At 70.5% G+C, this 18,472-nt stretch carries 14 protein-coding genes; 12 read left to right on the top strand and 2 right to left on the bottom strand.

Annotated features, from left to right (window positions below; all coding sequences use genetic code 11):
- Positions 1–672: 672 nt before the first annotated feature.
- The 12 genes from INT49_RS18570 (at position 673) to INT49_RS18515 (ending at position 16,477) form a co-directional block, all read left to right on the top strand.
- Positions 673–3,207, top strand: a complete 2,535-nt coding sequence (locus tag INT49_RS18570) for a hypothetical protein (RefSeq protein ID WP_193119233.1) — start codon at positions 673–675, stop codon at positions 3,205–3,207.
- Complete coding sequence (locus tag INT49_RS18565; RefSeq protein ID WP_193119232.1) at positions 3,204–4,220, top strand: HAD-IIA family hydrolase; 1,017 nt, start codon at positions 3,204–3,206, stop codon at positions 4,218–4,220. Before INT49_RS18570 ends, INT49_RS18565 begins: the two co-directional genes overlap by 4 nt.
- Positions 4,217–5,062, top strand: a complete 846-nt coding sequence (locus INT49_RS18560) for a TlyA family RNA methyltransferase (protein ID WP_193119231.1) — start codon at positions 4,217–4,219, stop codon at positions 5,060–5,062. Before INT49_RS18565 ends, INT49_RS18560 begins: the two co-directional genes overlap by 4 nt.
- A gap of 4 nt (positions 5,063–5,066) precedes the next feature.
- A complete protein-coding gene (locus INT49_RS18555) occupies positions 5,067–6,011 on the top strand; it encodes an NAD kinase (RefSeq protein ID WP_193119230.1) in 945 nt (314 codons plus the stop codon).
- 18 nt (positions 6,012–6,029) lie between these two features.
- Positions 6,030–7,778 carry a DNA repair protein RecN gene (gene recN / locus INT49_RS18550; RefSeq protein ID WP_193119229.1) on the top strand — a complete coding sequence of 583 codons (1,749 nt, stop codon included), beginning with the start codon at positions 6,030–6,032 and terminating at the stop codon, positions 7,776–7,778.
- Positions 7,775–8,953 carry a putative cytokinetic ring protein SteA gene (gene steA, locus INT49_RS18545; protein WP_193119228.1) on the top strand — a complete coding sequence of 393 codons (1,179 nt, stop codon included), beginning with the start codon at positions 7,775–7,777 and terminating at the stop codon, positions 8,951–8,953. The genes recN and steA overlap by 4 nt, the downstream gene beginning before the upstream one ends.
- A 15-nt stretch (positions 8,954–8,968) precedes the next feature.
- Positions 8,969–10,030, top strand: coding sequence for a copper transporter (locus INT49_RS18540; protein ID WP_193119227.1), 1,062 nt, complete (start codon positions 8,969–8,971; stop codon positions 10,028–10,030).
- Entirely contained in the window at positions 10,027–10,878 is an 852-nt protein-coding gene (locus INT49_RS18535) for a hypothetical protein (RefSeq protein ID WP_319021700.1), read from the top strand. The genes INT49_RS18540 and INT49_RS18535 overlap by 4 nt, the downstream gene beginning before the upstream one ends.
- 23 nt (positions 10,879–10,901) lie before the next feature.
- Positions 10,902–12,854 carry a murein biosynthesis integral membrane protein MurJ gene (gene murJ, locus INT49_RS18530; RefSeq protein WP_404801960.1) on the top strand — a complete coding sequence of 651 codons (1,953 nt, stop codon included), beginning with the start codon at positions 10,902–10,904 and terminating at the stop codon, positions 12,852–12,854.
- Positions 12,851–13,987 (top strand): glycosyltransferase, encoded by a 1,137-nt coding sequence (locus INT49_RS18525; RefSeq protein WP_193119226.1) that lies wholly within the window; start codon positions 12,851–12,853, stop codon positions 13,985–13,987. Before murJ ends, INT49_RS18525 begins: the two co-directional genes overlap by 4 nt.
- A gap of 68 nt (positions 13,988–14,055) precedes the next feature.
- Positions 14,056–15,825 (top strand): CTP synthase, encoded by a 1,770-nt coding sequence (locus INT49_RS18520; protein WP_319021701.1) that lies wholly within the window; start codon positions 14,056–14,058, stop codon positions 15,823–15,825.
- Positions 15,826–15,829: 4 nt separating this feature from the next.
- Complete coding sequence (locus INT49_RS18515; RefSeq protein WP_193119225.1) at positions 15,830–16,477, top strand: NUDIX domain-containing protein; 648 nt, start codon at positions 15,830–15,832, stop codon at positions 16,475–16,477.
- Positions 16,478–16,618: 141 nt separating this feature from the next.
- On the opposite strand, the gene INT49_RS18510 is transcribed toward INT49_RS18515, so the two are convergent.
- Together INT49_RS18510 and INT49_RS18505 are read right to left on the bottom strand one after the other, a co-directional pair.
- Entirely contained in the window at positions 16,619–17,815 is a 1,197-nt protein-coding gene (locus tag INT49_RS18510; protein WP_193119224.1) for a ribonuclease D, read from the bottom strand.
- Positions 17,812–18,456: a DUF3000 domain-containing protein gene (locus tag INT49_RS18505; protein WP_193119223.1), complete on the bottom strand. Its 645-nt coding sequence runs from the start codon at positions 18,454–18,456 to the stop codon at positions 17,812–17,814. Before INT49_RS18505 ends, INT49_RS18510 begins: the two co-directional genes overlap by 4 nt.
- Positions 18,457–18,472 lie beyond the last annotated feature (16 nt).

Raw genomic sequence — 18,472 nt, 5'->3', positions numbered from 1 at the left:
GAGTAGGTCGCCGCCGGACATCTTTGTGGGAGTGGGAGTGAGCTTGAGACCCGTGAAGGTTTCGCTCCTCCCACTCCCTTTTTTTATGCCCGAAAATGGGGGTACTCAGAGTCATTCCGGTTGTCTGAATCGCTCATTGCCCATTGCTTTGGCTTCGGTCGGTAGGTTGTTTTGCAGGTTGGAGGCGGGTCGGCGACAGCGAGGTGGGCTGTCCCTGAAGCGTTTCTCTGTCCGGGCGGCGAAGACTGCCGTGTATGTTCTCGAGCCGGCGAGGTGGCGCTCGAGGGGTGATGGTTGCAGGACGGCAGCGCCGATGCGGCCATGGCGCACGACGTCGATCCAACTGGTCATTCAGTGCTACGTGGAGACGTAGTTGGTTGACGTTGAGCTCGTAGTGGTCTCCAGCAGCGTTCATCCATGCTCCGCGTACAGGTCGTTGCTTCGCTGCCAAATGTGGCCGCAGTGGTGTCAGGCTCTCGTGCAGGTGGTGAACCTGCTGCGGAGCTCGGTCTCCTCGACTGTGGTGCGCTGCACCTGGCTGTCACCGGTTCGTGTCGCGCCCGGTGAAAGCAGTCACGGTGAAGGGGCTACTGCGCGGTCTCTTTCCGGGGACGGCTTAGGCTTGGCCACTGATAACGGCATAGGGCGAGCAGATTGAGACGGACGATTCACGTGGCTGAGCACAGCAAGAGCGAGAGCGACCGCGGGCACGGCGACAAGAGCCGCGGCTACGCGAGGAACGACGACCGGCCCTCCGCGTCCGGGTCCCGGGCACCGTACCGGGACAGGGACTCGTCGTCGCGATCCTCGTCGTCTGATTCCTCCAGGTACTCGGAGTCGCGCAGCAGCCGCGATGACCGGACCAGTTCAGCAGGCGGCCAGCGGCGCGCTGGCGGGGAGCGTGCATACCGTCCGTCGGGTTCTTTCCAGGGCGGCCAGCGTAGTGACCGTGATCGTGATCGCTCTGCTCGCCAGTCCGACCCGAGCTATGGCTCTCAGCGTGATGACAGGTCGAGCTACGGTAGCCGTCGCGACGAGAAGCCGCGCTATGGCTCGCAGCGCGATGACAAGCCGCGATACGACTCGCGTCGTGATGACCGGCCCAGCTACGGTGGGCGTCGCGATGAAAGTCCTCGCTCCGACTCACGTCGTGATGACAAGCCCCGCTACGACTCACGTCGGGACGATAAGCCGCGCTATGGCTCGCAGCGTGATGACAAGCCCCGCTACGATTCGCGCCGGGATGACAAGCCCCGCTACGACTCACGTCGGGACGATAAGCCGCGCTATGGCTCGCAGCGTGATGACAAGCCCCGCTACGATTCGCGCCGGGATGACAAGCCCCGCTACGACTCACGTCGGGACGATAAGCCGCGCTATGGCTCGCAGCGTGATGACAAGCCCCGCTACGATTCGCGCCGGGATGACAAGCCCCGCTACGACTCACGCCGGGACGACAAGCCCCGCTACGACGCTCGCCGTGACGACAAGCCCCGCTATGGCTCGCAGCGTGACGACAAGCCCAGGTACGACTCACGCCGTGACGACAAGCCCCGCTACGACGCTCGCCGTGACGACAAGCCCCGCTACGACGCTCGCCGTGATGACAAGCCGGCCTATGGCTCGCAGCGTGACGACAAGCCCAGGTACGACTCGCGTCGGGAAGATAAGCCGCGCTATGACTCACGCCGTGATGAGAAGCCGCGCTATGACTCCCGCCGGGATGACAAGTCCAGGTACGACTCGCGTCGCGATGAGAAGCCGAGGTATGACAGCAAGGCCGATGAGCGTCGACGCCGGGACGACCGTTCCAGCCGCCCGGGGAGTGACCGCCGTCGTGATGGCGACCAGGGCGCCGGCGCTGCCGGCTCGCGCCCGCCGCGCGAGGACCACGACCCGCGGACAGGTGGCGCCCCTCGTGAGGAGCGTCGCAACTCGCGTCCCGGTCAGGAAGCACGCGCAGATCGACCGTTCGAGCCTCGTATCCCCGACGGCATCACCGGTCGGGAGCTGGACAAGCCGATCCGCGAGGAGCTGCGTGGCTTGAGCAAGGAGACCGCAGAGCGCGTCGGCCAGCACATCGTCGCGGCCTACCTGCTCGAGGACACGGATCTCGAGACCTCGCAGGCGCACGCGCGTTTCGCCGCGCGTATCGGCGGTCGTGTCGGTGCCGTTCGCGAGGCCTACGGGATCCTGGCCTACCGCGCCGGGGACTTCCGAACCGCTGCCCGGGAGCTGCGCACATCGCTGCGCATCACTGGCCGCAATGATGTCCTCCCGATGATCGCGGATTCGGAGCGCGGTTTGGGCAAGCCCGAGCGTGCTCTCGACATCGCGGCGTCGGACGAGGCCTCGTCCCTCGGGGTGGCTGCGTCCATCGAGCTGATGATCGTCGTGGCAGGCGCTTATGCCGACACCGGCGACATCCAGACCGCGCTGAGGACCCTCGAGATCCCAGCACTTCGCCACAAGGTCGACGGACATTGGCAGGTCCGCCTCTGGGCCGCCTATGCCGACCTTCTGGAGCGTGCTGAGCGTCCGGAGGAGGCAAAGCGCTGGCTGACCCTCGCCGCCGACGCCGACAGCGAAGGCCTCACAGACGCCGCCGAGCGCCTGGGCCGCCCCGCACCCGCGCCCGCTGAGGAGCCGGCATGGGAAGACGACGAATCCGTCTCCGTGCTGGACGCCTACGATCCGTCCGCTGACGACGCTGATGACGCTGATGACGCTGATGACGCTGACGACGCTGACGACGCTGACGACGCTGACGATGCTGACGACGCTGACGACGCTGACGACGCTGACGATGCTGACGTCGCTGACGACATCGTTGCGGCTGTCGAGTCCGACGAGGCCGACCGCGTCGGTACCTCCTCGCCCTATGGCGATACCGCGGACCACGCCGAGATCGCAGACGATGCAGATGTCGACGGTTCCGAGGACGACGCCGAAGGGTCGACGGAGCTGTTCCTTGCGGGGGACGAGGGCGTCGAGCGGCACTCGGACGACGAGGAACCGGAGGAGGAGCCCGCCGACGGGGTGGACGACGACGTGCACGGCGACTTGGGGTACTCGCAGGAGGAACCCACCGATGATCGCTCTGCCGAGGAACACTCCACCGAGGAGCACTCCGACAGCGAATTCTCTGACAGCGAATTCTCCGACGACGAGCACCCCACCGGCGAGGATCAGGAGGAGCAGGCGTGACCCGTCAGCCCGATCCTTCTCTGCTCGATCTGCATGATGCCCTGCTGCTGGATCTCGACGGCACCCTCATGCACGGTGCGACGCCGATCCCGCATGCCTCAGAGGCCGTCGAGAAGGCACGCGCGGCAGGACGCACCGTCGTCTTCGCGACGAACAACGCCTCCCGCACCCCGCAGCAGGCGGCCGACCATCTGGCCGAGGTCGGTGTGAGTGCGCAGCCCGAGGAGTTCGTGACCTCTCCGCAGGTCGCCTCCCGGCTGCTCGCAGAACGACTCGACCCCGGCTCGAAGGTCCTCGTCGTCGGCGGACCGAGCCTCGGGGCACAGATCCGCGAGGTCGGCCTCGAGCCGGTCTCCACGGACAGCGAGGATGTCGTCGCCGTGGTGCAGGGCTGGTCCCCGGACCTGAGCTGGCCGATCCTCGCCGAGGGCGCCTACGCGATCCGGCACGGCGCGCTGTGGATGGCGACGAACATCGACGCCACCCTGCCGACCGAGCGCGGCATGGCCCCGGGCAACGGCTCGATGGTCGCGGCCCTGCGCCACGCCACGGGCGCGGAGCCGATGGTGGCGGGCAAGCCCGAGCCGGGTATGTTCACCGTCGCCGCACGGGACAGCGGCGCCCAGCGCCCGCTGGTCATCGGCGACCGGCTCGACACCGATATCGAAGGCGGGGTCCGCGCCGGCATCGAGACCCTTCTCGTGCTGACCGGCGTGGACGGCATCGAGTCCGCCCTGCGCGCTGATCCTGTGCGTCGGCCCACCTACATCCTTCCCGACCTCGAGCACATCGCGACCCCCTTCGTGCTGCCCGTGGTGGACGGCGACCACGCACGCTGCGGATCCGTGAGCGTCCTCTGGGACCGCGGCGACATCGTCCTGGACGGCGATCTCGAGGACCCGCGCGTGCTGCGAGCAGTGCTCGCCCTGCTGAGGACCCGGTCTGCGGAGGCCCCGTGGACGGGTCGACTGCTGGGACGCGACGGCACCGAGCAGCACCCCACCGACCGGTGACCGGGCAGCGCCTGGACCTCGCCCTGCTCGGGGCCGGTCTGGCCCGCTCCCGGACCCACGCGCGTCGGATCATCGAGGAGGGCCGCGCCCGTCTCGACGGCCGGCCCGTCGTGAAGGCCTCCGCGCCGGTCCCGGAGGGTGCCCTGCTGAGCGTCGCGGACGTGCCCGACGGGATCGAGTACGCCTCCCGGGCCTCTCACAAGCTCGCCGGCGCCCTCGACGCGCTCGGCCTGGATCCCCACGGGCTGCACTGCCTCGACGCCGGTGCGTCGACAGGAGGCTTCACCGACGTCCTGCTGCGACGTGGTGCCCGACGGGTGGTCGCGGTCGACATCGGCCACGATCAGCTCGCCGACCACGTCCGCGACGACGAGCGTGTGCACGTGCTCGACGGAACCAGCGTGCGCGACCTCACCTCGGAGCTGATCGGGGCCCAGGTCGAGCTCCTCGTCGCCGACCTCTCCTTCATCTCCCTGCGCACCGTCGTCGAGCCCCTCGGGAGTGTGGTGCAGCCTGGAGGCGACCTCCTCCTCATGGTCAAACCCCAGTTCGAGGTCGGTCGCGAGGCGCTGCCGCGCACGGGAGTGGTCACCGACGCCCGGGCCCGGGCCGGGGCCGTCCGCGGCGTGGCCGAGGGCGCGTCTCAGGCCGGGCTCACGCTGCTCGCCGTCGGCCCCAGCGCCCTGCCGGGCCAGGACGGCAACCGCGAGTACTTCCTGCATCTGCGTGCCGCGGGCGTGACCTGCACGCTCGACGCGGAGGCCTGTGACATGATCGGGGACGCCGTGCGCGAGAACCAGCCGCGCGTCCGCGGCGCCGACGACTTCTTCCAGGAGGATTGACCCCATGCGACGGTTCCTCCTCTATGTCCATACCGGCCGCCGCGCTGCGCTCAGCGCCATGCTCACGGTGCTCGAGGAACTCGCCCGGCGAGGGGTGCGCGGCGTCGTGGTCGACGAGCAGGTCGACGAGATCCTGGCCCTTCCCGAGGACGTCGCCCCGCCGAAGCTGCTGACCTTCCTCACCAACGGCGGGGTCGACGTGCTGGACGCGGTCTCCGCTGCGGACCTGGTCGAGCTCGGCATCGTCCTGGGCGGCGACGGCACCATCCTGCGCGCGCTGGAGGCGGTGCGCGAGGCCGATGTCCCCGTGCACGGCGTCAACCTCGGGCACGTCGGCTTCCTCGCCGAGAGCGAGGTCGAGGACCTCTCGATCACCGTCTCCCGTCTCCTGGACGGCGACTACGAGATCGAGAAGCGCTCCACCCTCGACGTGCACGTCCTGGACTCCGAGGACCACGTGGTCGAGGAGCATTGGGCGCTCAACGAGGCGTCCCTCGAGAAGGCCGACCGGCTCAAGATGATCAACGTCGCCATCGAGATCGATGGCCGTCCCGTCTCCTCCTTCGGCTGCGATGGCGTGGTGCTGTCCACGTCCACAGGGTCAACCGCCTACGCCTTCAGCGCCGGTGGCCCCGTGATCTGGCCCGAGGTCGACGCGATGCTCCTGATCCCGCTGGCCGCGCACGCCCTGTTCGCCCGCCCGCTGGTGCTGGGCCGATCCTCCGAGGCCGCCATCGAGATGACCCTCGACAATCGGGAGGACGGCATCCTCACGCTCGACGGGCGCCGCACCGCGGAGATCACCGCCGGGATGCGCGTCGAGGCCCGCCTGTCCGAGCAGTTCGTCCGTCTGGCACGGCTGAGCGCGACGCCCTTCGCCGATCGGCTGGTCGAGAAGTTCCAGCTCCCCGTCGTCGGCTGGCGGGGTCGCAGCCCCCGCACCCGCTGAGGAGCTGAGAGGTCCCCGATGCTGTCCACCCTGCGCATCCGCCAGATCGGCGTGATCGACGACGCGATGCTCGAGTTCGGGCCCGGTTTCACCGCTCTGACGGGGGAGACCGGCGCGGGCAAGACGATGATCGTCACCGGCCTCACCATGCTGCTCGGGGGCCGTCTGGATCGGGGCCGCACCCGCGGGTCGAGCACGGTGGACGGCACCCTGGCTCTGAGCGGTCACGACGAGCTGGCCGCCTCGCTCGACGAGCTGGGAGCCGACGAGGACGACGGCGAGGTGCTCGTGGTGCGCAGGGTGACCCGGGACGGCCGGTCCCGGGCGCAGATCGGCGGCGTGCCGGTCCCCATCGGGACCCTCGCGCGCCTGGTCGGCACCGCGGTGACCGTGCACGGTCAGTCCGATCAGCAGCGGCTGCGCGACCCCGATGCCCAGCGGGAGGCGCTGGATCGCTTCGCCGGCACCGAGATCCGACCGCTGCTGGAACGGCATCGTGAGCTGTGGCGCGAACGCTCCGCCCTGACGGAGCGGCTCGCGGAGCTCGACGCCCTGCTCACCGAGCGGGACCGTCGGGGCACAGCGCTGCGCGAGGCCCTCGAACGGATCGAGAGCACCGACCCGCAGCCGGGGGAGGACGACGCCCTGCGCGTCGAGCTCGAGCGGCTCGGCAACGCCGAGGAGCTGCGCGGCGCCGCCAACCAGGCCGCGCTGGCTCTCGTCGGCGATGACGACGGACCGGCCGCCGGGCCGCTGCTCGATGTCGCCGGTGAGGCGCTCGGGCGGGCTGCGCGCACCGACACCACGCTGGAGCCGCTCGTCGAGCGGCTGGACGCGACCCGGATCGAGCTGTCCGATGTGGCGGCCGAGCTCTCCCGGTACGCCGATGACATCGACGCCTCTCCGGGACGCCTCGGGGAGGCGAACGAGCGCCTGCACGAGCTGACCGTCCTGGTCCGGGATCTGGGCACCCTGCTTCCGGGGACCGAGGGCCCTGCGCAGGACGTCACGGCCCTGCTGGAGACCTCCCGAGGCGCCGCCATCGATCTCGATCGCTTCGACGGCGCGGAGCAGGAGCGCACTGCTGCGGCGGCCCGTCTGGACTCCCTGCAGGGCGAGCTGGACGACGTGGCCGCGGCGCTGACCTCCGCCCGCACGGCCGCCGCGGAGGAGCTCTCCGGGGCCGTCCAGGAGGAGCTGCGCCACCTCGAGATGCCCGACGCCGACATCCGCGTCGAGGTCTCAGCGCAGGCCCACCGCTCCCACGGCTGCGACGCCGTCGCGATCCTGCTCGCACCCCATCCCGGGGCCGATCACCTGCCGGTCGCCCAGGCGGCCTCCGGCGGTGAGCTCTCCCGGGTGATGCTCGCCCTCGAGGTCGCCCTCTCCGCGTCGCGGAACGACCGCAGCGCGGCGCCCGTCTTCGTCTTCGACGAGATCGACGCCGGGATCGGCGGGCGCGCCGCACTCGCCGTCGGCCACCGGCTGGCACGCCTGGCGCGCCATGCGCAGGTCATCGTCGTCACCCATCTCCCGCAGGTCGCGGCGCATGCGGGGACCCATCTGCAGATCGTGAAGTCCTCGAGCGACGGATCGACCAGCTCGACGGTCGAGACCCTCGATCGTCAGGGCCGGATCCGTGAGCTGGCGCGGATGCTCGCCGGCGACGACGCCTCCGATGTCGCCCGCGCCCATGCGGAGGAGCTGCTGGACGAGGCGAGCACCGTCGCCGCCGGGAGCTCGACCACGACGGAGCGGCGCCGATGAGCGCGACCCAATCCGTGGTGATCGGCACCGCCCGTCTGGGCCGACGCACCAAGGACCTCACCAAGCGCCTCCAGCCGGGCGACATCGCGATCATCGATCACCAGGACATCGATCGGGTCGCCGCGGAGGCACTGGTCGAGCGGAGCCCTGCCGCCGTCCTCAACGTCGCAGCCTCGACATCCGGTCGATATCCCAACGCCGGTCCCCGGATCCTCGTCGACGCCGGCATCGTCCTGGTCGATGAGCTGGGGAGCGATGTCTTCGAGGAGGTCAGGGACGGTCAGACCGTCACGATCACCGGCGGCACGGTGCGCCTGGACGACACGGTGATCGCCGAGGGCACCGCACAGGACGACGACACGATCGCCACCTCCCTGGAGATCGCCCGCGAAGGCCTGTCGCAGCAGCTCGAGATGTTCGCCGAGAACACGATGGAGTACATGCTGCGCGAGCGGGACCTGCTGCTCGACGGGATCGGCGCGCCCGACGTGCGCACGAACCTCGACGGCCGCCCGGTTCTGATCGTCGTGCGCGGCTACCACTACAAGGAGGACCTCGCCACGCTGCGGCCCTTCATGAGGGAGAACCGCCCCGTGCTCATCGGCGTGGACGGGGGAGCCGATGCGGTGATCGAGGCGGGATTCCGTCCCGACATGATCATCGGGGACATGGACTCCGTCTCCGACCGCGCCCTGCGCAGCGGCGCCGAGCTCGTCGTGCACGCCTACCGGGACGGGCGAGCCCCGGGCCTGGAGCGGCTCGAGGAGCTCGGCCTCGGCGACGAGGTCATCCTCTTCCCCGCCTCGGGCACGAGCGAGGACATCGCCATGCTCCTGGCCGACGAGAAGGACGCGTCCGTCATCGTCGCCGTCGGCACCCACGGCACCCTCGAGGAGTTCCTCGACAAGGGCCGGGCCGGTATGAGCTCGACATTCCTCACGCGATTGCGCATCGGCTCCAAGCTCGTGGACGCCAAGGGCGTCTCGCGCCTGTACCGTCAGAGGATCTCCACCTTCCAGCTGGTGCTCCTGGCACTGGCAGGACTCGCCGCCCTCGCGGTCGCTCTCTGGGCAACGCCCGGAGGACAAGCGCTCGTGCAGATCTTCGGCGCCCGCCTGGACGGTCTGCTGTCCTGGTTCACCTTGCTGTTCTCACCCCGGGCCACCGGGTCGTAGGAGGGTCTCGACCCCGTGATCGATTTCCGTTACCACCTCGTCTCCCTGATCTCCGTGTTCCTGGCTCTCGCCGTGGGCATCGTGCTCGGGGCCGGACCGCTGCGCGAGAACCTCGGCGACCAGCTCGCCGGACAGGTCGAGCAGCTGCGCACCCAGCAGGACGAGCTGCGCACCGAGGCCGATGAGCTCGCCTCCCGCAACGAGCAGCTGGGCTCCTTCGCCGCGGAGATCGGCCCGGAGCTGGTCGCCGACACCTTGGCGGGTCAGAAGGTCGCCGTGCTCACCGACGACTCCTCCACGGGACCGGTCACCGACCGCATCATGGCGCTGCTCGAGGACGCCGGTGTGGAGTCCACCGTGAGGGTGGAGCTGAAGTCCGCCCTGTGGGTGCCCGCGCAGAGCCAGCAGCGCACGGACGCGCTGGACACGATCCGCTCCATCGCCCCGAACCTGCTGGACGGCGGGCTGACCGATTCCGAGCAGCTGTCCCAGGTGATCGTCGCGCTCCTGGCCCCGTCCGAGAGCGGCGAGCTCACCTCCGAGCTCCGCACCCAGGTGTGGCAGGCCCTCGCCGAGCAGCAGCTGGTCACGATCGAGGGCGAGCTTCCTTCCGAGGTCGACGGCGTGCTCTTCGCGAGCGCCGCACCCGAAGAGCTCGTGGACAGCTCCGAGGACGAGGAGGTCGCGGCAGAGCGCGCCCAGAGCCTGCTGGCGACGCAGACGGCCCTGCTCACCTCCCTGTCCGAGGCCGGGGTCCCCGCCGTCGTCTCGGCGGCGACCCCCCTCAACGATGCCTCCACCGGCATCCTGCGGACCGTGCGCGGCGACGCCGGCTTCGACGAGCTGTCCACGACGGACAGGCTGCAGGAGGCGGACGGCCCGCTGCTGGCCGTGCTCGCCCTGATCGAGCAGGCCCGTGGGGGATCGGGTGCTTACGGCACGACGGCCGATGCGACGGATCGCCTGCCGGCGATTCCCGAGACCGCGGGGGTCGAGGACGCGGCGGCCGAGGCCGGGCAGAACGGTGACGGGACCCAGGGACAGGGCGCTGCCTCCGACGGCGGGGGAGCAGAGTGACCTCGTCGGCTCCCGGTGCGGCGCAGCCCTCGAGGGCAGCTCGCATCCTGCAGGGACTGCGCCTCGAACTGCGGCGGACGAACTTCTCCGGGCGCTCCGTGAGTCTTGCCGAAGGGGCCCTGGTGGTCGCGACGGTGAGCTCTCTGGGCCTGCGCAGCTCCGGACGCCTCGACGCGGGACTGCTCGCCGGGGTGGGGGTGCTCGGCCTCGCCGATGACCTTCTCGAACCGCGCCAGCGACGCGCGGGCCGTGCGGTCTCCAAGGGACTCCGCGGTCACCTCGGCGCACTCCGGACAGGGCGTCTGACCACCGGAGCGGCCAAAGCCCTCGGAATCCCGCTGCTCACGGTGGCCGGCGCCGCCGCCGCTCCCGGGCCGCGGGCCGGGGCGATGGTGCTCGCCGACGGCGCACTGGCCGCCGGGTGCGCGAACCTCGCCAATCTCCTGGACCTGCGACCGGGCCGTGCGCTCAAGGTCGTGCTGCCTGCCGCCGTCGCGCTGAGCGCGCTCACCCCCGGTGAGGACACTCGGGCCCGCAGCGGACGCGTGCTCGCGGTGGCGGCCCTGGTCCCGGCAGCTCTCGCGCTGCCGGCGGATCTGCGCGAGCACGGTATGCTCGGCGATTCGGGGGCGAACGTGCTCGGGGCAGCCGTGGGCACGGCGGCGGCACGTGCGCTCCCGGTGCCTGCTCGGCTCACCCTGCTGGGCGTGGTGGTCGCCCTCACGCTCGCCAGCGAGAAGGTCTCGTTCAGCGCCGTCATCGACTCCACTCCTGCACTGCGCGCCATGGACCTGCTGGGACGGCGCAGCTCGCCGGTCACCACCGGTGACGACGGGAGGACGCCATGAACTCGATGAACTCGATGAACTCGATGAACTCGATGAACTCGATGACCACTGATCAGCAGGCCGCCGGGTCCGGGATCGGGCGTTCTGTGCTCCGCGGCGCCGGACTGATCCTGGTGATCACGGTGATCGCTCGGATCGCCGGGTTCGTGCGCTACCTCGTCTTCGGAGCGAGCGTGGGCGCGGGCGATGTGGGAACGGCGTACACGACCGCGAACCTCCTGCCCAACGTGCTCTTCGAGATCGTCGCCGGCGGTGCGCTCGCGGCGGTGATCGTCCCTCTGATCGCGGGGCTGGTCCCCGAGCGTGATGCCCCCGCGGAGGGCGCGGCCGCCGACGCTGAGGGGGCCGAGGCGGAGGCGTCGGAGTCCGGGACCTCGGACACAGAGGCGTCGGAGCCAGGACCAGGAGCGCCGGAGACGGGAGCTCCCGGGATCAAGGTCGCGGAGTCAGCGGCTCCGGGACCGGGGTCGCGCACGCCGCGCCGACGAGGCGGATCGCGCGAGGCACTGCCGCCGAGGCTGGATCGACGCGACGGCGCCGCCCGGACCGATCAGATCATCTCCGCGCTCCTGACCTGGACCGTGCTGGGAACGGGTGTCCTCGCCATCGCGATGATCCTCCTCGCGGAGCCACTTGCCCAGCTGCTGCTGGCCACGAACTCGGCCGTCGTCGGCGGCGTGCACGTGGGGACGGTCCTGCTGCGCATCTTCGCCCTCCAGCTTCCGCTGTACGGCATCTCGGTCGTTCTCGCGGCGTACCTGCAGGCTCGCAAACGATTCCTGTGGCCAGCGATGATGCCGCTCATCTCCTCGCTGGTCGTGATGATCGCCTATCGCGCCTACGCCTGGATGGTCCCTCCGGTCGCGACGACCACCACCATCGGCGATGGCGCCATCGCCTGGCTCGGCTGGGGCACCACCGCAGGAGTCGCCGCCATGGTCATCCCCGTGGTGATCGCCGCAGCGCGTGCCGGCCTCCATCTGCGCCCGACCCTGACGATGCCGCCCCGCTACGGGCGCCGTGCCCTCTCGCTCGGTGGTGCCGGACTGGGCGCCGTCGGGGCACAGCAGCTCGTGCTCGGGCTCGTGCTCGTGCTCTCCATGAAGGCGGGCGGCACCGGGACGCTCCCGGTGTTCCAGTACGCGCAGGCGCTGTACCTGCTTCCCTATGCGATCCTCGTGGTTCCGCTGGTCACTGCGGTCTTCCCGCACCTGTCGGAGCTGCGTCTGGTGGGGGACACCAAGGGATTCGCGAACGTGGCCGGCGCCTCCGTGCGCACGGTCATGGTGGTCGCGGTGATCGGAGGCGCCACGCTCTTCGCCGGTGCCCCGGCCCTCGAGCAGTTCTTCCGGCTCATCGACCGCGCGGGCGCCACGGGTGTCGGCTCGACCGCAGCAGCCTTCTCCCTGGGGCTGGCCGGATTCGCCGTCGCCATCCAGTGCACCCGGATCCTCTCGGCCGCGCTCCGCGCCCGTGATGCGCTCCTGGTGGGCTCCGTGGGCTGGATCATCGCCGCTGTGCTGATCCTGCTGCTGGTGATCCCCAGCCCCACCCGGTCGGCGGCCGAGGCCTCCACGGCCTTCGGCATCGCCATCGCCATCGGCATGGCGATCTCAGCCCTGGTGGGCCTGGCGCGGATCGCTGACATCCTCGAGCCCGGCGGCGAGCTGCCGGCGGTGCGGCGTGCCGCGGTCCTCACCCCCATCGCTCTGCTGGTCGGCGGGATCCCTGGGATGCTGCTCGGCAAGTGGATGGTCACCACCGCGACCGGTGAGGTCGCAGCAGTGCTGTCCGGAATCCTCTGCGGGGTGATCGCCGCTCTGCTCGCCGGCGCGGTGATGGCGGCCGCCGACCCGCAGCTCGCCGCTCGTCAGCTGAGCAGGCTCCGTGGTCGCGGACGCGGACGCGGACGCGGTCGCAGTCGTGGTCGAGACCGAGAGGGTGACGTCACGACGGGGGAGGAGAGCACCCGATGAGCGTGATCCTGGTGCGTCCTCGCGCCAGCGGTGGGCTGGCCGCGCACGTGGATCAGGAGAAGCACGAGCTGGCCGCTGCCGGTGTCGACGTGCGGGAGGCGCCCGTGCAGATCCAGGACCGGCCCCATCTGCTCGGCGACCTGCGCACGGTCCGAGCATTGCGGCAGTGCGTGCGCGCCGCGCCGCAGCCGGTCGCCGTCCACGCGCATGGACTGCGCGCCGGGGCCCTGTCGGCCCTGGCCCTGCCCCGGCGGGGCCCGGTGCTCCTCGCGGTGACGCTGCACAATCGCACCGTGGGGTCGTCCCTGGTGCGCACCGTCGGACGAGCACTGCTGCAGGTCGTGGTGAGCCGTGCGAACACGATCCTGGCAGTCTCCCCGGATCTTGCCCAGGATGCCGAGCGGGCCGGTGCCCGCGACGTGCGGCACGCCGTCGTGCCGGCTCCTGAGCGCTCCGGTGGCTCCGGCGACTCCGGCGCCTCCGGCGACGTTCCTCCCGGCGGCGACCGGGCCGTCGGAACTGCTGCGGCGGCCGATGCTGTCGTTGTGGCGCGAGCCGATGGCGCTTCCACGACTCATCATGGCGCTGACGAGGGGACCGGCACTGACACGGTGCTGGAGGTGCTCGTCGTCGCGAGGCTGGCCCCGCAGAAGGGGCTCCACGACCTGCTCGATGCGGCGGCCCTCCTGCGCGACGGCGCACCGCTGCGGATCCGTGTCGCCGGGGATGGACCTCTCCACCGAGAACTCGCCGCCCGGATCATCCATGAGCAGCTCCCCGTCGAGCTGCTCGGCCGTCGAGACGACGTCCCTGCCCTGCTGGACGCCGCCGATCTCGTGGTCTCCGCAGCTCTCTGGGAGGGCCAGCCCGTCTGGCTGCAGGAGGCGCTCAGGGCCGGCCGGGCGATCATCGCGACCGACGCCGGGGGCACCCGCTGGGTGACAGGAGAAGCGGCGCAGCTGGTGCCCGTCGGGGACGCCCCCGCGCTCGCGTCGGCGATCGAGCACCATCGCAGTTCAGGCGTGCGGCGAGCTGCGGAAGCCGCCTCCCGGCACCGTGCCGCGCAGCTCCCCACCGCGTCCGACATGGTGAGACAAGTTTCCCAGGTGCTGTCGCTCGACCGCGAGCGATGATAGCTTGACGGTCCGTGGCAGACTCCAGCAGCAACGCATCCCAGTCCAGCACCGGAACCCCTCCCAGGATCGGTCAGGCCGGTCCGGCCAAGCCGTTCCGGAACCCCGGTATCACCAAGCACATCTTCGTGACGGGGGGAGTGGTCTCCAGCCTCGGCAAGGGTCTGACCGCCTCGTCGCTCGGCATGCTCCTCAAGGCCCGTGGCCTGAGCGTCACGATGCAGAAGCTCGATCCCTATCTCAACGTGGATCCGGGCACGATGAACCCCTTCCAGCATGGTGAGGTCTTCGTCACCGAGGACGGCGCCGAGACCGACCTCGACATCGGCCATTACGAGCGCTTCCTCGACGAGAATCTCGGCTCCCACGCGAATGTGACCACCGGTCAGGTGTACTCCGGCGTGATCGCCAAGGAGCGCCGTGGGGAATACCTCGGCGACACCGTGCAGGTCATCCCGCACATCACGAATGCCATCAAGGAATCGATGCGCTCCCAGGCAGGGGACGGCGTCGACGTGATCATCACCGAGATCGGCGGCACCGTCGGCGATATCGAGTCCCAGCCGTTCCTGGAGGCCGCGCGGCAGGTGAGGCAGGACATCGGCCGGGACAGCGTGTTCTTCGTGCACGTGTCCCTGGTGCCGTTCATCGGCCCGTCCCAGGAGCTCAAGACCAAGCCGACCCAGCACTCCGTGGCGGCCCTGCGCTCCATCGGCATCCAGCCCGATGCGATCGTGCTGCGCGCCGACCGTGAGCTGCCCACCTCGGTCAAATCCAAGATCTCCTCCATGTGCGACGTCGACCTCGATGCCGTCGTCACCTGCGCGGATGCCCCGTCGATCTACGAGATCCCGCTCGTGCTGCACGGAGAGGGTCTGGACGCCTATGCGATCCGTCGGCTCGATCTGCTCAGCCACGACGTGGACTGGAGCCAGTGGGAGTCACTCCTGCAGCGTGTGCACCATCCCACCTCGCAGGTGACGGTCGCCCTGGTCGGGAAGTACATCGATCTCCCGGACGCCTATCTCTCCGTCACCGAGGCCCTGCGCGCCGGCGGCTTCCACCACAGCGCCCAGGTCACGCTGCGCTGGGTCGAGTCCGACCTGTGCACGACGCCGGAGGGAGCAGCCGAGCAGCTCGGCGACGTCGATGCGATCGTGGTGCCCGGCGGTTTCGGGATCCGTGGCGTGGACGGGAAGGTGGGCGCGCTGCGCCACACCCGCAGCCATGGCATCCCCACCCTGGGCCTGTGCCTGGGCATGCAGTCCATGGTCATCGAGTACGCCCGTCACGAGCTCGGTCTCACGGATGCTCACTCCACCGAGTTCGAGCCGGACACCGCGAACCCGGTGATCGCGACCATGGCCGAGCAGGAGGACATCGTCGCCGGCGCGGGAGACCTCGGCGGCACGATGCGCCTCGGCTCGTACGACCACACGCTGGTCGAGGGCTCGCTCGCCGCCCGGATCTACGGGGCCACCGAGGTCGCCGAGCGTCACCGTCATCGCTACGAGGTCAACAACGCCTATCGCGACCGGCTCGAGGCGGCGGGACTGCGCGTGTCCGGCGCCTCCCCGCTCAGCCCGGAGCACTCCCTGGTGGAATTCGTCGAGCTCGATCCGCAGGTGCACCCGTACTACATCGGCACCCAGGCCCATCCGGAGCTGAAGTCGCGCCCCACCCGCGCACATCCGCTGTTCGCGGGACTGATCGGTGCGGCGCTCGCTCGTCAGCGATCCACCAGCCTGCCGGAGGCGGACCTCACGGATCCTACGGACCTCGAGGTGCAGCCCGTCGCTCCCGCCACCAGCTCGCACCCCGACGACGACCAGGAGTGATCCGATGACCCTCGCAGATGCCCCCGCACCGCGGCCCGTCAGCGCCCGCGGGCGGGTCCACCACGGGATGGTGTTCGACATCGTGCGCGACACGATCGAGTTCGCCCCCGGGGTGCAGTTCGACCGCGAGTACATGCGCCATCCCGGCGCAGTGGCCGTGCTCGCCGTGGACGAGCAGGATCGCGTGCTCCTGATCCGGCAGTACCGCCACCCCGTCGGCCATGAGCTCTGGGAGATCCCGGCCGGGCTGCTCGACATGGAGGGGGAGGAGCCGCATCGCGGCGCCCTGCGGGAGCTCGCCGAGGAGACCGGGCACCGCGCGGCCTCGCTCAGCACCCTGGTGGATCTGCGCCCCAGCCCGGGCGGCAGCGACGAGGTGATCCGGATCTACCTCGCGACCGGGACGACGCCCCTCGGCGACGAGGACGACTTCGTCCGGACCGACGAGGAGGCCGAGATCGAGCTCCGCTGGGTGCCGCTGGCCGACGCCGTGGCCGCGATCCTCGCCGGCGACCTCACCAATGCCACGACGATCGCCGGTGTGCTCGCGCTGCAGGCCCACCGCACCGCGGCGGCGAGTGACGGCGGGAGCCCGGCTCTGCGCTCGGCCGACGCCCCGTTCCTGGAGCGACCGGGCCACGAGCCTGCCTGACCGAGCCTGCCTGACCGAGCGGGTCAGGCTGTGCCAGCCTGACCACCCGGGCCTGACGGACCGCGACTGGATGATCGGGTTTTGCGGATCCGGTCAGCTGATCCGGTCTGACCGATCAGCCATCCGGGCAGGTCCGTCCGGTCAGGCCTGCTCGGTCAGCGCTCGATGGACGACCGGCGCTGCCTGCTCCGCCTGCCATGGCCGAGCGCCGAGCTCGAGGAGGGCGGTCTCCACGGCTGCCTCCTCCGGCACCTGCTCGTTCTCCCAGACCCACTGGCGCAGCAGCGCCGGCTGCAGCAGGTTCTCGGGCGGCATCTCGAGGTCCTCGGCGCGCTCGCCCACGGCGGTGCGCACCTCCTGGTAGCGGTCCCACACCTCCGGGTACTTCTTGGACCAGAGCTTGTGCGGCGGGGGATAGGAACGCTCGTTGCGGTCCGGCAGATGCGCGGCGGGCAGGTCGAGCCCGGACCGGGCGGCCTGCCACCAGATGTCCTTCTTGCGGAGCTTGGCGGGCAGTGCCCGGTCGAAGGCCTCCCGACCCCGCGGTGCCTCTTTCGCAGCGGCCACGATGTCGCGATCCTTGATCACCCGGTGCGGGGAGAGATCCTCGCCGCCGGCGATCTCGTCGCGTCGCAGCCACATCTCGCGCGCCGCGGCCAGCTGCTTCGGCGTGCGCAGGCCACCCAGTCCGTGCAGGCCGCGCCAGCTCGAGGACCGCGTCGGCCCATGATCGCGGACCCGCTCGTACTCGAACTCCTGGCGGGCCCACTCGTCCTTGCCCGCGTCCCGGAGACGGCTCTCGAGGACATCGCGGACCTCGACCAGGACCTCCACGTCCAGTGCCGCGTAGGTGAGCCACCCGCTGGGCAGGGGACGCTTCGACCAGTCGGCGGCAGAGTGCTCCTTCGCCAGGTGCAGCGCCAGGGTGTCCTCCACGACGGCTCCGAGGCCCACGCGCTCCATGCCGAGGAGTCGTGCGGCGAGCTCGGTGTCGAACAGGCTCGCCGGGCGCATCCCGAGCTCGGCCAGGCTCGGCAGATCCTGACCCGCGGCATGCAGCACCCATTCGCGCTCGCCCAGCAGGGTCAGCAGCGTCGACGGCATGGTGAAGGCGAGAGGGTCGATCAGCACGGTCCCGGCGGCCTCGGTGCGCAGCTGCACGAGATAGGCGCGGGAGCTGTAGCGGTAGCTGGATGCGCGCTCGGCATCTACGGCGACGGGCTCGGCGGGGGCGGATTCCGCCGCTTCGCACCAGGCCAGCAGCGGCTGGATTCGATCGACGACGGGCACGACGCCGTCACGGGGAGCGGTCAGGTCGGAGACGGGAGTCTCGGTCACCGGGCGTCACCGGCTTCCTCGGGGCGCGGGGCCCTCGCATGGTGGGTGGGAGCGATGGGGGCGATCCGCGGGGGCGCGGGAGGCAGGCCCCCGGCGGCGGCGAGCATGGCGGTCCAGGCGGCGAAGTGCGGTGCCAGATCGGGAGCTCCGCCGTCACCCGCGTCAGCCCCGTGCGGGCCGTCCGGAGTCCAGGAGACCCGCATCTCGACATCGACGGTCGAGGGGCGGGAGGCGAGCGCGCCATAGGACTGGGAGACGACGCGGGTCGCGGTGCAACCCAGCTCGCGGACCTCCGCATCGTGCATCTCGAGCGATTCGGTGACCCAGGACCACGCCACGTCGCCGAGCATCGCCTCGACGGAGAACTCCGGTTCGAGCTGGGCCTGGACCAGGGCGACCATCCGATAGGTGCCGTCCCAGGACTCCTGGCCCTCGGGGTCGTGGAGGATGACCAGGCGACCGGAGGCGAGCTCGTCGTCGTGGACCAGGATCTCCCCGGTGCACGCCCAGGTCGAGGGCGCCATCTTCGAGGGCGCTGGAATATCGCGCCACTCGAACTCCTGTCGGAGGGGGGCGCTGGTCATGGCGTCGATGGCGGCACGGAAGGTGTCGTCGCCAGGGCGGAATCGATGGACTGACACGGTGGGAGACTAACCG

Source organism: Brachybacterium tyrofermentans (genome assembly GCF_014897585.1).
Classification (GTDB): Bacteria; Actinomycetota; Actinomycetes; order Actinomycetales; family Dermabacteraceae; genus Brachybacterium; species Brachybacterium tyrofermentans.
Note: the sequence above shows the minus strand (reverse complement) of the source record. Positions and strands in the feature narration are given on the sequence as shown.

What these genes read in the sequence shown, in the direction of transcription:
- INT49_RS18555 (WP_193119230.1), top strand. Translation starts at nt 5,067, where the DNA reads ATGCGACGGTTCCTCCTCTATGTCCATACCGGCCGCCGCGCTGCGCTC.
- recN (WP_193119229.1), top strand. Translation starts at nt 6,030, where the DNA reads ATGCTGTCCACCCTGCGCATCCGCCAGATCGGCGTGATCGACGACGCG.
- steA (WP_193119228.1), top strand. Translation starts at nt 7,775, where the DNA reads ATGAGCGCGACCCAATCCGTGGTGATCGGCACCGCCCGTCTGGGCCGA.
- murJ (WP_404801960.1), top strand. Translation starts at nt 10,902, where the DNA reads ATGAACTCGATGAACTCGATGACCACTGATCAGCAGGCCGCCGGGTCC.
- INT49_RS18525 (WP_193119226.1), top strand. Translation starts at nt 12,851, where the DNA reads ATGAGCGTGATCCTGGTGCGTCCTCGCGCCAGCGGTGGGCTGGCCGCG.
- INT49_RS18515 (WP_193119225.1), top strand. Translation starts at nt 15,830, where the DNA reads ATGACCCTCGCAGATGCCCCCGCACCGCGGCCCGTCAGCGCCCGCGGG.